Below are 14,927 nucleotides of genomic sequence, written 5' to 3' on the forward strand. Positions count from 1 at the left end.
CAGTTTCCTCCTTATTGTGTCTCACTGTCTCGCAGATGCGATCTGGAAATCCATTGATCGAACCGTACGTTTATTTGCCGAAGGGACAGACGGGATAGCGACAGACCTCGCAGGTCGCACAGAAACCGCCGTGTCCCAAAGCTACTATGTCTTCGCGGGTGACCCGCTCCCCGGCCAGAATGCGCGGGACGATGATGTCGAAGATCGAGGCCCGGTAGTACATGACGCAGCCGGGCAGACCGAGGACGGGAATCCCGTCCAGGTCCGCGACCATGAACATGACGCCGGGAAAGGTCGGGGAGCCGTAGGTCAGGACCTCGGCCCCGGTGGCCCGGATGGCCGTGGGGGTCTGGTCGTCCGGGTCCACGGACATGCCGCCCGTGACCACCACCATGTCCGCGCCTTCGGCCACGAAGGCCAGGATGGCGTCGCGGGTCATGGCCGGGTCGTCCGAGGACAGGGTCTGGCCCATGACCTCGGAGCCGAGCTTGGCGAACTTGGAGCGGATGACCGGACCGAACTTGTCCTTGATCCTGCCGTGGTAGACCTCGCTGCCGGTGGTCACCAGCCCGACATTCAGGTGGCGGAACGGCTTGACCCCGACCACGTAGTCGTACTCGGCGCAGATGGCCTCGACGCGACGGATCTTGTCCTCGTCGATGACCAGCGGGACCACGCGGGTCCCGGCCACGGCGCGGGTCTCGGTGATCTGCTGCCCGGTGTGCATGGTCGCCAGGACGACCTCTTCGATGGAATTGATGCGGGTCAGGGCCTCGACGTTGACGTCGAGCAGGCCGGGCGCGGCCACGAAGTTGATGCGCCCCTCGCTGACCTCGGTCAGGGTGATGCCGGGTCCCTTGGCGGCGGCGGAGATGCGCTGCGCCGCCTCGTTCTCGTGGATGGTGCCCGGGTCCATGCCGAGCACGTAGATGTGCTCCTTGCCGATCTCAAGCAGCGTCCTGACGTCCTCTTCGGCGATGATGTGTCCTTTTCTGAACACCGGCCCCTTGCACTCACCCGGAACTATCTTGGTCATGTCGTGGCAAAGGACCATGCCCACGGCATCCTGAACTGGAACAGTCTTCATTCTACGGTGCTCCGAACCCTGTCTTCGACGCCCGGCCCCCGATCGGGGCATGGACGCCCGGTAATATGTCTAAAGAGGCATAATGATAGGACATACTGCCCCCTTATCGCCTCCGGCCCAATCCGGCACCGGTCTCACGACCAGTATGCCGAATTGGGCATAACATATTCCGATGAATGAATCAGGTCAACCGTATCATGAAAATATTAGTATGTTTTTCATTGTGTTATGTGTTCTTTTTTCGAACACTTCCGGCACCCTTGGACCACCAATCTTCCGATAATCCAGGCCGTTCGAACCGATCGGGGGAATGGCGGCCGGGCCGGATCATTTCTCTTCGCGCAAATCGAGCCACCGCCCCTTGGTCAGCCGTTCCAGGTCGCCCGGGGTCAGGCGGAAGACCGCATGGGGCGTTCCGGCCGCCGCCCAGATGACCTCGTACTGCCGAAGATCGGCGTCGAGGACGGTGAGCAGCGACTCGTTGTGGCCCACGGGCGGGATGCCGCCGATGGCGAACCCGGTCTCGCGCTTGACGAACTCGCCGTCCGCGCGCTTAAGCCGCACCCCCGCCGTTTCGCGAAGCCTGGCCGTGTCCACCCTGTTGGAACCCGACGCCACCACCAGGACCGGCCTGCCGCTCTCCGCGTCCTTGAAGACCAGCGACTTGGCGATCTGGCTTACGGTGCAGCCGATGCTGTCCGCCGCCTCCTGCGCCGTGCGGGTGGACGAGGCCAGCTCCCGGACTTCGAATCCGCCTCCCAACCCGGCCAGGAAATCCTGGACTCTCTGCGCGCTCCTGCTCAACTTCCCGTCCATGGAACACTCCTTTTCACGAGGACGCCGGGGGCTTGCCCGCCCGCGCGCCTCCTGGTATTGATTTCGTGCCGTGCGCTAAAGCGCACACGGCCCGATTACCACCGTGCGTTAAAACGCACAAGAGGAAACCATGTCCGAAGAACCATTCAGGCCGGTCATAGCCGAACGGCTGAAAGCGTGTCGCAGGGAGCGGAAAATGAGCCTGGACGCCGTGGCCGAGGCGACCGGCGTGTCCAAGGCGATGCTCGGCCAGATAGAACGCCAGGAGTCCGCGCCGACCATCGCGACCCTGTGGAAGATCGCCTCGGGCCTGGGCATCTCCTTTTCCCTGTTCTTTGCGGACGGGACCGGGCCGGAGCTTGAGCGGGCGCCCTTTCCCAACGATCCCCAGATGGCGGTCAGCGTTCTGTTCCCCTACGACCCGGCCACGCGGATGGAGATGTTCACCATCACCCTGACCGGCAACCACCGCCAGATCTCGGCCCCGCACCGGTTCGGCGTGGTCGAGCACGTGGTGGTCCTGTCCGGGGAGCTGGAGCTGGTCTGCGAGGGCGAGGTCCACCGGCTCAAGCCGGGCGGGACGCTCCGCTTTCACGCCGACGTCCCCCACGAGTACCGATCGGTCACGGACTCGGCGGTCTTCCAGAACATCATCTGCTACACCTGAGCCGCGGCGTACCGCGCCCGGCGATGCCCTATTCCGTCTCTCTTCCCAGGGGTAGGCGGATAATGAAGGTGGTCCCGACCCCGACCTCGGATTCGATGTCCACGGTGCCGCCGTGCTTTTCCACGATGACGTCGTGCACGATGGCCAATCCCTGGCCGGTCCCCTTGCCCACTTCCTTGGTGGTGAAGAACGGATCGAAGACCTTGGCGATGTTTTCGCGAGGGATGCCGCACCCGGAGTCGGTGATCCGGATCTCCACGCCGTCGCCGATCTCGGCGGTGGTGATGCCGATGGTCCCCTTCTCCCCTTCGGTCACGTTTTCCATGACCGTGTGCGCCGCGTTGACGATGATGTTCAGCAACACCTGGTTGATGCCGCCCGGAAAACAGGTCACCAGGGGCAGGTCCGGGGCCAGGTCGGTGGTCAGGTCGGCGACGTACTTCCACTCGTTGCGGGTCACGATGGCCGTGTTCTCGATGGCCTTGTTGATGTCCACGGCGCTGGGCTTTTCCTCGCCCGGATGGGAGAAGTTCTTCATGGCCAGAACGATGGTCGCCACGCGCTCCACGCCCTCCAGTGCGCGATCGCACGCCTTGGGCGTCTCCTCCATGACGAACTCGATGTCCATGTCTTCGCGGAACGCCTCGATCTCCTCCTTGAGCCCCGCGTCCGCCGAACTCTCCAGGGAGCGGACGTAGAGGCCGATCAGCTCCTCCAGGTCCTGGAAGGCATCCTTGACGAAGCGCACGCTGTCTCCCACGTACTGAATGGGAGTATTGATCTCGTGGGCGATTCCCGAAGCGAGCAGGCCGATGGATTCGAGCTTCTGGGCCACGTTGAGCTTGCGCTCCAGGTTCTTGCGTTCGGCGATGTCGAAGACCACCTGCACCAGATGGCCCTTGCCGCCGATGTGGACCTCGAAGAGCTGCCGGGAGACCTGGCGCAGCGTGCCGTCGGACAGGGTCAGGACGCCTTCCTCGTAGGACACGCGGTCGCTCGGGTCCGGGCAGAGCAGTTTCTTGACGCCGGCCTCGGTCTTGAAGGCGTAATCGGTGGCACAGGACATGGGCGCGAGATGTTCCTTGGGCAGGGAAAGCAGGGTCTCGCCCACGTGATTGCAATCCACCAACTCGCCCCGCTCCGGGTCGAAGACGAAAATGGCGGCCCCGATGCCCTCGAAGACGGTGTTCAGAAATTCCTGGTGCTCCTCCTGCTGGGCCTGGATGCGCTTTTGCTCGGAGATGTCGTGGACCGAGGCGAGGATCACGGGCTGGCCGCCCAGGTCCATGCGCACAAGGGTCGTCTCCGCGTCGAACCGGGTCCCGTCGCCCGGCCGCATGGCCTCCCACTCGGCAACCGCCTCCCGCCCTTGCAGGGCTTCCTCCCACAATCTCTCAAGCCGATCAAAGTCGTTGTCCGGACTGGAAATATCCTTGAACGAGAGCAGGAATGCCTCGCTCCTGCTGACCTCGAACATGGAGAGCATGGTCTCGTTGACGTCCACCAGCTCGCCGGACAGGGTGTAGATGAAGATGGCGTCGCGCACGTTGTTGAACAGCACCCGCATGGCGGCCTCGGCCTCGCGCCGCTCCTGAACCTCCTTGGCCAGGGCCTCGGAACGCTCCCCGAGGGTGGCGGTCCGTTCCTTGACGCGGAGTTCCAGCTCGTCGTTGACCTTGTGCAACGCCTGCTCCACCCGGATTCTCGCCCGGACCTCGCGTTCCAGCTCCCGGTTCTTTTCCTTCACGGTTTCGGATTGAACGGCCGCCTCGGCTATCTTCAGGTTCAGGATCAGGTTGCGCTCGCCGACCATGAAGCTGACCATCCCGCCCGCCAGCAGGACCACGGCCAGCAGCACGTTGTAGAGCAACAGCTTCCAGGGGGGCTGCGACCCGAGGACCTCGGCCTCGGGGGCCAGGGAGACCCACAGGAGGGGGGTGTCGCCGATGCGCGTCACGGCCACCAGATACCGCATCCCTTCCCCTGACTGCTCGTTCACCAGCCGGGTCTCCACGCTGCCCGGCGAGGGCAGCTTGCCGCCCCCCACGATGCGGACGACCTCGTCCGGGACGTGCTTGCCCGGCGAAAACACGGTCTTTCCGTGAACGATGAAGCCGAACTCCGCCTGTTCCTGACTCTGGTGATCGAACATGAGCACGGGCAGAATATTGCCCATTTCCAGCCAGGCCACGATAGACCCGACGCGACGGCCTTCATACCGGATCGGGGCTTGCAGTATGAGGTTTGTTCCCCCATCCTCCCCCTGGGAAAAGGTGAAGGAATCCTCCTTCCAGGACAGCTTGACGGACTGTTGCTTCTCGAAAGCCCCTGAGTTGTCGGCCAGCACCACGCCGCCAACATCCACGAAAGCGATCCGGTCATAGACGTTGTGGCCCCCCAGGCTCTTCAGCCGCATGAAGCGGTCGAACAATTCGGACACCGAGACCAGGGTGGCCCACAGCCCGTACTCCCTGGACATGCCCAGGGACTCGTTTTCGAAGTAGGAATATACCTCCCGGCTGGCCAGCAGGTTGTCCAGGTCGTTGCGCCGCTCGGAAAAGAAATGCCCCAGGGTGTTGGCCTTGCGCGCGGAAGAATCCCGGAACTGGTACAGCGCGGCCTCCCGCAACTCCGTCTGCGTGGAGTAGTTGGTCCAGACGATGTACACGACGAACACCGCCAGAAAAGCCATGACGGCCCCGACAACCTTATGCGTCTTGTTCAAGGGAACCCCCTTCCTATTGCCCGAAGAATTCCGGATAGAAGCGGAAGACCGAGGGATAATACTTCTGCACCAGTTGGTCGTATTCGCCGCTGGCGCGCAGCCCGGCGTAGAATTCGTTGAAGGCCCGGAGCAGCTCGGGGGCGTCCTTGGCGAACCCCGCGCCCATCTGCTGCTGCTCCGAAACCGGGCCGAGCACCTTCAGCTTGCCGGGCCACTTCTCCAGGGCCACCAGTGTGTCCGGGACATCCAGCAGGGCCATGTCCGCTTCCCCCTTGATGATCGCCGGGGCGATGTCATTGAGGCTGCCGGGAAAGCTGAAGATCTCCTTGGCCACGTTTTCGATGCCGTAGAGGCCGGGCGCGAGGCAGGTACCTTCCTTGCCCATGACCCGCCGCCCCCGGAGAATCTCCTTGACGGCCTTGATGTCCTCTTCGATCGCTCCGGCGGACCGGATGGGACGCGCAGGGAAATAGGACCCGGCGATGCACCAGACCTGGGTCGGGAAAGTGGGCGCCGAGTAGTTGACCAACTGCTTGCGCCAGTCGAGCTCGGTCAGCCCGGTGGCGATGATGTCGCCCTTGACTTCGGTCGAGCCGACCACCTGCACCTCGTCGCCGACAACCTTGGTCACCTTGCCCGTCAGATCGCCGAACAGGCTGCTCCAATCCGACTCCACGAAGCGGTACTCGACCCCCAGGTGGCGAGCGAAGAGACGCATGATCTCCACGTCCAGTCCGGTATTTTCGTCGATAATGAAGTTGGCGTAGGGAATGCCGATATGCCGCAGCACACCCGCCTTCCTGACGTCTGCCAAATCCCCTGCGGCCGCCCGCCCGGGGACGAGGAACAGCGCCAGGCACAGCACAACCAGAACCCGCAGCATGTTTCGCATCTTTTTGCCAGCCATGATCACACCTCCCTCTGGTTCCGCCGGGTTATTGCAGGAAATTCAGAGGCACGAGGACCCTGATCGTCGGCGAAAGCCGCTTGGACTTGATGAAATTGTTCAGACGCATGAGGGCCGTCTCCGTAACCTCGGTTCCTTCGGCCATCAGGTGCACCTTGTCGATGCTCCAGAGGGCCTCGTCCAGGATCATGCCCGGCAGCAGCTCGGTCAGCCCCACCTCGCGCCGCACGTACCCGTCCTCGCCCGCAGTGCCGCGTTCAAGCACGTCCAGGACCTTGAGATCGTACACGCCGGTTCGGGAGCGCAGGCTGTCGATGGCGTCCTGCTGGGACATGCCCCGCTGGATCAGCACGTCATAATCCAGGCAGGCCCGCAGAATCCTGGCCTCGGTCGACATGGTGGGGTTATCCACCAGGCTGTCGTGCTGGTGCAGGATGATGTCCGAGACCGCGCTCATCCGCGGTATCTGGGCGAGCATGCTCGCGGTCACCGCCGGGTGCATGTCGTAGATCTGCTGTTCTTCCGCATCCAGCTTGTCGCCGTTGAAGACCTTTTCCAGGACCGTATCCGTCAGGGTCACGCAGCCCAGTTGGCAGAGCATGGCGGCCAGGTCCAGGTAGAGGTTCTGCCTGAGCTTCATGTTCTGGCTGATGTACCCAGCCAGCCGCCGGACCCGTTCGCTTCGGCCGAAGGCCTCCGGGTTCACCAGGCTGAGGATGTCGGTCAGCACCTTGATGCATCCCCTGAGGGTGCCGCGGAACAGCTCACGCTCGGCCACAACCAGCGAATACTGCTTCATGCACACTTCCAGGGTCCGGATCATGACGTCCAGGGGGCTGGGCTTGGTCAGGAAGCGGAACACGGCCCCGTTGTTGACCGCAGAGATGGCGGACTCCACGTCGGCATGCCCGGTCAGCATGACCCGAACCGTGTCCGGGGACAGCTCCTGGACCTTGGCGAGAAAGGTGATCCCGTCCATCTTCGGCATCTTGAGGTCGGACACGACCACGGCGTACGGACCGGAAGTCTTGATCTTCTCCAGCCCCTCTTCCGGCCCGTTGGCGGTGTCCACCTTGAACTGCTTACGCAGCGACGCGCGGTAGGTATCCAATATTCTGGGCTCGTCATCGACGAACAGCACACTCGGACTCTTCTGCATGTCAGTCTCCTGTATATTCGATGCACCGCTCGCGCCAGGCATCGATCCGTTCGCTCAGCCCAATGGCCTCCAGGCCGTCCATATCCATCTTGGAAAACGCATATGCCGACTGCTGCGGGGCCAGCTCGTGCTGCAGCACGTTGGCCACGTGGACGATGTGTCCCACCGAAAGCCCTCCGTCACACTTCCTGACCGCGTGATGACAGTAGATTCCCTCCACCACGGCCTCATCGAAACCCCACAGGGCCATCAGATACGCGCCGATCTCGGCATGGGTCGTGCCCAGGGCCTTGCCTTCGGCTCCGACCACCGGGCCTCCCTCGGACCTCACCAGGGACAGGACCTTGGCGTACAGGTCGCTCATGCTGGTGACGAAGACGAGCTTGCCGATATCGTGAAGCAGCCCGGCGACGAAACAGTTGTCGACAAACACGGAGTCCTTGGACTCCATGGCGGCGATGGTCTTGGCGTAATACCCCACCTGCAGGCTGTGGCCCCACAACTTTTCCACCGAGTAGCCGTCCAATGTATCGGCATCGAGCTGGCGCAGGAAATTGACCCCCAGGACCAATCCCTTGAGGATCTCGGTTCCCAGCAACACCGCCGCGCGGGAGGGATCGGAGACCGTCTCGTAAAAACCGAAGAATGAGGAGTTCACGACCTTGAGCAGCGTGGCGGAGATGCCGGGGTCCCGCCGGGCCAGCGCCCCTATCCGCTTCAGATCCGGCTCGACGTTGTTGAGTTCCTCGGTGATCTGCAAAAACATCTCGGGCAGGGCGGGCAGGGTGCCGATCCTGGTGACCGCCGCCCGGACCTTCTTCTCGGTCAAGATGTGCCGCAACCGGACCACTCGCCGGATGACATCGACCAGACAGCTCGAGCTGCACGGCTTGGTCAGGAACTGGTGCGCGTACTTGGTGGAGTTAAGCAGCGACTGCCTCTCCGAGTACCCGGACAGGATGATGCGCACCGTGTCGGGGCTCTCGCGCTCCACTATTTCAAGCATCTCGATTCCGTCCATGTGGGGCATGCGCATGTCCGCGACGACCACATCGAAGGGCGCGGCGCGAATCTTCCTCAATCCCTCCTCCGCGCTGGAGGCGAACTGGCAGGTCCAGACCTTGCGCATGGCGTGAAGCATGGACCGAAAACTGGCGAGAATGTTCTCGTCGTCGTCCACGAACAGGATATTCAACTTCATATTCTTCACTTGCAATCGTCCCGGCGTTTCGAAACCAGTTGTTCTTTCGTGCGAGGCCGCAGCGGCCGCATCTCCATTTCAAGGTAGCATAACACCCTGCTGGTATTCCATGGCAATTATAGATCAGCGAAACTGTTCCAAAATTGCATCCGTAATTATCCCGCAGGCGCAGATCGTACAGGCTCCCCCGCCTCTTCCGAAGCTCCATGAAGGCCGCTTCCAGGCCCAGGCTCGGGCGTTGCGGGACCATCTTGCCCCCGCCGCCCGGCAGGGCACAGGACGAACAGCAACGCCGAAGCCCATCCGCGCCTTGCAACTCGATTTGCGGAACACAAAATGATCAAGGAATGCAGATCGCGACAAGAGAGAACACGCACCCAAGGAGTACGATCCGGGAAGGAAATGCGCGGCGCACAGCTGATTCAGGCGGGGCGATTCAGGGATTGGTCAGGGGGCAGGCCAGCCTGCGACGCATGCCCCGCGCGCGAGAAGCGGGCGAGGCCGGACAAAAGAAAGGGGCGGCCGAAGCCGCCCCGTAAAACTCTTTCCGTCCCGCCGCGCGGAATACACCCACGGCTAGAACGGAACGTCGTCCATGCCGCTGGCCTCGGACGGGAACGCCGGTCCGAGATCCTCGTCCTCCGGCTGCGGAGGCTGGTTGTTCTGCTGGCGGTAGTTTCCGTTCTGGGGACGGCTCTGCTGATAGTTGTTGTTCTGCTGGTAACCGCCCTGCTGCTGGTAGCCGCCCTGCTGCTGGCCGGGCTGCTGGCCTTCGGGATTGCGGTCCAACCCCTGGATGTTGTCGGCCACGATCTCGGTGGTATAGCGGTCCTGGCCGTCCTGGCCCTGCCACTTGCGGGTCTGCAACTTGCCCTCGACCAGGACCAGGCGGCCCTTGCCGATGTAGTTGTTGACGAACTCCGCCTGCTGCCGCCAGGCCACGACCCTGTGCCATTCGGTGCGCTCGACCTTCTGGCCGGTCTGGCGATCGCGGTATCCCTCGTCGGTGGCCACGGAGAAATTCGCCACGGCCTGCCCGGAGCTGGTATAGGAAACTTTCGGGTCCTGTCCGACCCGTCCGATAATGATGACTTTATTCATGCTGCCGGCCATATTTTCTCCTTGGCTGTCGGAAGTCGATTGAGTGAATGCAATATCAGAATTTGGCCGCGATGTCTTCCAGCGAGTCCATGGTGTCCTCGAGCTGATAGATCAGTTTATCGGCCTCGCCGGGCTTCCATTCGCCCAGCGCCTTTTCGATGGCGATGCGCAGTTGGTCGGCCTTTTCGGCCTCTTCCTTGAGGGCCTTGGCTTGGGCGTCGGGGATCAGTCCGGCCCGGACCGCGTCGAAGACCGCGTCGGCCAGCTCCAGCACGCCCTTCTTGGGGATGGCGGAGCTGTCCTGCCAAGCCAGTTTCCAGAGAGAAGGCCAGGTCTTGCGGACCTCGTCCTCGCTGTACGTCCACGCCGAAACCCTGACCTGAAGCAGTCTGCCCATGGTGTGCCTCCCCTGGTTTGTCTTACGCCTCTTCTTCCCACTCGCTCTGGATGCGGGCGACCACGTCCTGGATCACGGTGAGCTGGTCCTCGGGGCAGACGCCGATGAGGGGCTCGCCCTCGTCAACGTTGTCCCCGCGACCGAAGTAGACGGAATAGATGATGCCCTCCGGCCCGGAATAGGCCAGGGGGGTCTCCCGCTTCATCCGGGAGACGATGAGAAATTCCATGCCCTCGTGGACTTTGACCGAGCGCTTGCCCGAGACCTTGAGCTTCTGGTCCACTTCCGGGACGAAGTAGTACTTGGCCCGCTCCGGGGCGCGGAAGAGGAAGAGCGCCTCCTGGAGGATCAGCTCGATGACTTCCTTGCGGGTCAGGTAATGCTTGATGGTCACCAGCGGCTCGCCCGCCTCCACGAACCGGCCCTCGTGCTGCGTGTGCACGGCCTCGATGACGCCCTTTTCCGGCGCCGGGATGGGCTTGCGGTTCTTCTCGCGGGTCAGGTTGGCCAGCAGGGTGCCGGGCTTCTCCTTGAAGTCGCCCGCCGGGCCGCGCACCTTGTCGTCCGGCTTCAGCCCGGCGAATTCCACCACCCCGGTGTGGGGGGCGCGGACCACGATCTCACGGTAGGGAGAGGCCTTTACCTTATCGAGTAACTCTTTAATATTAAGCACTATTTTTCCTTTTTATGCGATCTCGTCCGAGCGTGTTTCAAACACGCCGCACGCACGGGGGTGTCTCATAAAAATCACCGATAGTAAAGGTTGCGCCCGCCCATGGTCAGGAGCGACTGGTGGAGGTTCTTCTTGACCTCCCGGCGGTCCCAGATGCCGTGGATGTGGCCCCTGGAGAGCGCATGATACGCCTTGTGATAGTTGGGCGGCACGGAGATGCCCGTGGTCTCGGTGATGACCCCGGGCCCGGCAAAGCCGATGTTCGAGGACTGGACAGCGAACTGGTACGGCGAACAGCCCAGGAAGGAGGCTACCGGTCCGGCGTAGGAGTTGGTGTCGTAGAGCACGAGGTACAGGCCGCCCGCGTCGATGTAGCGGCGCACGGCGATGGTGCAGCGCGGCATCTGGATGACGCCGTTCACGCCCTCCTGGATGCGGATGCCCGCCGTGCCGTGCACGTAGGCGATGAACGGCTGCCGCTTGCGGGTGGCCCGCTCCGCCGCGCGGATGAACTTCTCGCCCTCGGCCGCGCCCACGGAGCCGCCCCTGAACGGGGCGCAGAGCACGGCCACCACGGTCTCGACCTCCTCGATGGCGGTCTCGAAGGTGATGCACGCGGACTTCAGGCCGGTCTTCTCCTTGGCCTGGTCCAGTTTGAGGTCGAACTTCTCGTACCCCAGGGGATTGACGGACTCCAGCTGCTGGTTGAACTCCTTGGCCTCGCTGTAATCGAAGACGTTCTTGAGATACCAGCGGTACTCCATGGGAAAATGATGGCCGCAGGACGGGCAGACCCCGGCGAAATCGCCGAACAGGTCCGGCACCCACAGGTCCGGGCAGTGCTGGGTGCGCACGTTGGGACAGGTGATGGTCCGGTCCTCCTGGCTGCGCGGGCTGGTCCACGCCCACTCGCTGCCCGACAGGCACGCCCCGTCCTCCGGGCAGGAGAGCCGGGTCAGCCGGTCGGCCACGGCCTCGCCGCTGCGGGCCGCCTCGGAACCGTTGCCGGGCAGGACCCTGTCCAGGGCGCGCTTGATCGGCATGAGCACCTTGTGGCGCACCAGATGGGCCTCGGCCCCCAGGTCTTCGAACATGGCGTTGAGCCGTTTCTTCTGGCGGCCCAGGAGGTCGTAGCGCAGGAAGGAATGGGCGGCCCAGATGGTCCCCTTGGTGGCGGCCACGGCCCGGCTGAAGATGCCCGTGCCGTCCAGCCGCGCATGGCGGCTCAGGGCCCGGAACTTGCGCTGGCGCTGGTCCACCAGCCGGTTGAGGGCCGACTGGGACAGGGTCCAGCGCATGTAGATGGACTCGGCATCGTCGGTCTTGGAGGTGCGCACGGCCATGGCCCGGTAGAGCTTCATGGGCTTGACCGAGCTGACCACCTCGTTGGTGGCCTGGATCAGCTCGCGCCGCAGCTCCCGGAAAAAGTCGTAGTGATGGGGCCGCGCGCCGAGCGGCGGCTCCTGGAGCACCCGGTCCACGTACCCGTTGGCCAGGTTGTCGTCGGCGGTGATGCACAGCTGGCGGGCGCACTTCTCGATGAGCTCCGGGGTGGCCCGCTCGCCGCCGCGCAGCCCGCCCTCGATGGCCGCCGCGCCCTCGGGCGAGATGACCGAGTAGTAGCCGTGGGAGAGCATCAGCCTGCGGTCGGCCAGCCCGATCGCCTCGGCCCCGCCGGACCCGCCCTCGGAAAACACCGAGACGACCGGCACGCGCAGCCCGGCCAGTTCGTAGAGATTGCGGGCGATCTGCTGGGCCGCGCCCGGCCAGTCCTCCACCGGATACGCGCCGGGGGTGAAGACGAAGGTGTGCACCGGAATGTTCTCGGTCTCGGCGACCTTCATGTAGTGCAGCGCCTTGGCGTTGCCCCACGGCTTGACCGAGCCGCCGTTGCGGAACGCCTCGCCGTGGCCCTTTTCCTGGCCGATGACCATGACCATCTGGTTGATGACCTTGTCACCCACCCGCCGGGAGAACACAGCGCGGGCGATGAGCATGCTGGGATCGATGTTGTACTCGCCCCGCCCGCCGATCTCGGTGTAGTTGTCGTAGACGTTTTCGAGGATGTCCTTGAGGCAGACGCGCTGGGGGTGGCGCACGATGCGCACCCGGTCCATGGGCGTCAGGGTGGTGTCGAGCTTGCGCTCGGAAAAGTCGAACAGGTCCTCGATGCGCGACAACTCCTCGCGCGAAACACCGGCCGGCCGGGACTGGTTGCGCTCCATCAGTTCGCCGAACTTGGCGGCGAGCAGCCGCACGGAGTCGTCCTCGCGGCTGGCGAAGATGTCGCGGATGTAGGTCAGCCGGTCCTTGAGGGCCTGGATTCTTCTATCCCTGTCCATATCAGAACTCCAGGAGCCTTGCGGTCTTGGCCTTGAGGTATTCGATGTTGGTGTGGAATTCCTCGGTGGAACCGGCCACCCGCCCTTGCAGGCGGAGGTCGTCCAGGAATTCCAGGCCGCGTTTCTTGGCCTCGGCCAGGTCCGCGCCCCAGACGATGGCCAGGGCCAGGTTGGGGTCGTATTCCATGGGGATCTCGTAGGCCCGGTCGCGCGGAACGTGGGTGTGGACCTGGAGCCAGTCGCGCTCGGTCCAGCCGAGTTCGGTGATGGTCCCCGCGCAGGGGGTGAACCGCTTGTCCGTGTTCTCGGCCACCACGCGGTATTCAATGCCCACCCCTTCGAAGGAGATGTCGTCCTGGGTGTAGCGCAGCTCGTCGCCCAGGGCCAGGCGGATCTGCTCGGTGATGATGTCCACCGGCCGGTCCTTGACCCTCGAGATGACGGCGGAAACGCCGTTCTCCACCTGGATGCGGGTGTTGACCTCCATGAGGAACGGCTCGCCGCGCGGGGTGATGATCCACTCCCAGGTGCCCACGTTGTCGTAGCGGGTCTCGCGGGCCATGGCCAGGGAGTGCGCCGTGATGTCGTCCATCACGCCCGCCGCGTCGAAGGTGTACGGGACCACGCCCGGCGCGAAACCCGGCGCGACCTCGATGCGCTTCTGCTTGCCCGTGGACTGGACCGAGCAGTTGCGGGTCCCGAAATGGACGTGGTGCTTGCCGTCCCGCTGGGAGACCACCTGCACCTCCAGGTGATTGAAGTCGAAGATGCGCTGCTCGATGAGCACGCCCTCGTCCCCGAAATTCCGTTTGGCGTAGTTGCGGATGCGGCGGAAGACCGAGCGGAACTCGTTGAAGTCCCCGACCTCCTCGATGCCCATACCGCCGCCGCCCGCCGCGCCGAGGCCTTGACCATGATCACGCCGTCCACGATGCCCTGGCTGGCCTGGAACTCGAACAGGGAGGAGGCGATCTCGTCGGCCTCGATCTCGCTGTACACGGGACGGTCCGAGCCGGGCACGGTGGGCACCTTCAGGGAGCGGGCGATGCGCTTGGTGTTGATCTTGTCGCCCAGGTCCCGGATGACCCACCAGGACGGCCCGATGAACTCCATGGGCCGGTCACGGCGCACCACGCGGCGGGCGAAGCGGAAATCCTCGGCAAAGAAGCCGTAGCCCGGATGCACGGCGGTGGCTCCGCTCGCGTCGGCCACGGAAAACAGCTCATTGGCGTCCAGGTAGGAGGTGATGGTGTAGACCGCGCCATCCCCGGCCAGCTCGCGGGCGAGCCGGACATGGCCGGACGTTCTGTCCTCGCGGGTGCAGACGCAGACGAAATCCAGCCCCAGGCGGCGGCAGGCGCCCATTACCCGCATGGCGATCTCGCCGCGGTTGGCAATGAGGACCTTGTGGCGGTCGATGTTCTTGAGGGTCACTGTCAGCCTTGCTCGCGTTTCTTCTTGCGCAGGGCGATGAGCCGCTTCTGCACTTCGAGGACCAGCTTGTCGAGCTTGATCTGTTTCTGACGGTCGAGGTCCACGAAATTCAATCCGACGATGCCGTTGTCCAGGACGCGCATGGCCATGGCCGCAGCCCCGCCGAGGAACAATCTGTCCTTGATGAGCAGGTCCACCTCGAAGGTCTGCTTCTCGGCGAACCCACGTTCCTTGTCCATGACGGCGAACCCCGTGGCGCTCAAATCCATGACCTCGAGGACGCGGCCCGTTCCGGAGAACCGGACGGTCAGCCCGGGGACCTTGGTGCGAAAGGCCTTGCGAAGCCTTTCCTCCTCTTCGGGCATGTTGATTTCAAAATCCATTTCTTCCCCCAAAGGCTATGTAAAAGCGATGGACC

General features: G+C 63.6%; 12 protein-coding genes and 1 pseudogene. 1 reads left to right on the plus strand and 12 read right to left on the minus strand.

What is annotated here, in order from left to right; all coding sequences use genetic code 11:
- Window positions 1-70: 70 nt before the first annotated feature.
- Both AWY79_RS13660 and AWY79_RS13665 read right to left on the minus strand, forming a co-directional pair.
- Window positions 71-1,087, minus strand: a complete 1,017-nt coding sequence (locus tag AWY79_RS13660; protein WP_066805060.1) for a molybdopterin-binding protein — start codon at window positions 1,085-1,087, stop codon at window positions 71-73.
- A 327-nt stretch (window positions 1,088-1,414) separates the two neighbouring features.
- Window positions 1,415-1,903, minus strand: coding sequence for a YbaK/EbsC family protein (locus AWY79_RS13665; RefSeq protein ID WP_066805063.1), 489 nt, complete (start codon window positions 1,901-1,903; stop codon window positions 1,415-1,417).
- 130 nt (window positions 1,904-2,033) lie between these two features.
- Here AWY79_RS13665 and AWY79_RS13670 point away from each other — a divergent pair, with 130 nt between their 5' ends.
- The gene (locus tag AWY79_RS13670; RefSeq protein WP_066805067.1) at window positions 2,034-2,570 is read left to right on the plus strand and encodes a helix-turn-helix domain-containing protein; all 537 of its coding nucleotides are present in this window, start codon (window positions 2,034-2,036) and stop codon (window positions 2,568-2,570) included.
- 28 nt (window positions 2,571-2,598) lie between these two features.
- Here AWY79_RS13670 and AWY79_RS13675 read toward each other — a convergent pair whose 3' ends face one another.
- The 10 genes and pseudogenes from AWY79_RS13675 to AWY79_RS13720 all read right to left on the minus strand — a co-directional run bounded on the left by AWY79_RS13675 (window position 2,599) and on the right by AWY79_RS13720 (window position 14,892).
- Window positions 2,599-5,295: a PAS domain-containing sensor histidine kinase gene (locus AWY79_RS13675; protein ID WP_066805071.1), complete on the minus strand. Its 2,697-nt coding sequence runs from the start codon at window positions 5,293-5,295 to the stop codon at window positions 2,599-2,601.
- A 13-nt stretch (window positions 5,296-5,308) separates the two neighbouring features.
- A complete protein-coding gene (locus AWY79_RS13680) occupies window positions 5,309-6,202 on the minus strand; it encodes a transporter substrate-binding domain-containing protein (RefSeq protein WP_066805074.1) in 894 nt (297 codons plus the stop codon).
- A gap of 28 nt (window positions 6,203-6,230) precedes the next feature.
- The gene (locus AWY79_RS13685; RefSeq protein WP_066805077.1) at window positions 6,231-7,361 is read right to left on the minus strand and encodes an HD domain-containing phosphohydrolase; all 1,131 of its coding nucleotides are present in this window, start codon (window positions 7,359-7,361) and stop codon (window positions 6,231-6,233) included.
- 1 nt (window position 7,362) lies between these two features.
- Window positions 7,363-8,562: a response regulator gene (locus AWY79_RS13690; protein WP_066805081.1), complete on the minus strand. Its 1,200-nt coding sequence runs from the start codon at window positions 8,560-8,562 to the stop codon at window positions 7,363-7,365.
- A 576-nt stretch (window positions 8,563-9,138) separates the two neighbouring features.
- Window positions 9,139-9,675, minus strand: coding sequence for a single-stranded DNA-binding protein (locus AWY79_RS13695; RefSeq protein ID WP_066805084.1), 537 nt, complete (start codon window positions 9,673-9,675; stop codon window positions 9,139-9,141).
- A gap of 43 nt (window positions 9,676-9,718) precedes the next feature.
- Window positions 9,719-10,060, minus strand: a complete 342-nt coding sequence (locus tag AWY79_RS13700) for a hypothetical protein (RefSeq protein ID WP_066805086.1) — start codon at window positions 10,058-10,060, stop codon at window positions 9,719-9,721.
- A gap of 22 nt (window positions 10,061-10,082) precedes the next feature.
- Window positions 10,083-10,733: a biotin/lipoyl attachment domain-containing protein gene (locus tag AWY79_RS13705; protein WP_066805088.1), complete on the minus strand. Its 651-nt coding sequence runs from the start codon at window positions 10,731-10,733 to the stop codon at window positions 10,083-10,085.
- A 74-nt stretch (window positions 10,734-10,807) separates the two neighbouring features.
- Window positions 10,808-13,075: an acetyl-CoA carboxylase carboxyl transferase subunit alpha/beta gene (locus tag AWY79_RS13710; RefSeq protein ID WP_066805091.1), complete on the minus strand. Its 2,268-nt coding sequence runs from the start codon at window positions 13,073-13,075 to the stop codon at window positions 10,808-10,810.
- 1 nt (window position 13,076) lies between these two features.
- Window positions 13,077-14,449 (minus strand): annotated as a pseudogene (locus AWY79_RS13715) (ATP-binding protein).
- A 62-nt stretch (window positions 14,450-14,511) separates the two neighbouring features.
- Window positions 14,512-14,892 (minus strand): PilZ domain-containing protein, encoded by a 381-nt coding sequence (locus AWY79_RS13720; RefSeq protein ID WP_066805094.1) that lies wholly within the window; start codon window positions 14,890-14,892, stop codon window positions 14,512-14,514.
- Window positions 14,893-14,927 lie beyond the last annotated feature (35 nt).

Source organism: Pseudodesulfovibrio indicus (assembly GCF_001563225.1).
Taxonomy (GTDB): domain Bacteria; phylum Desulfobacterota; class Desulfovibrionia; order Desulfovibrionales; family Desulfovibrionaceae; genus Pseudodesulfovibrio; species Pseudodesulfovibrio indicus.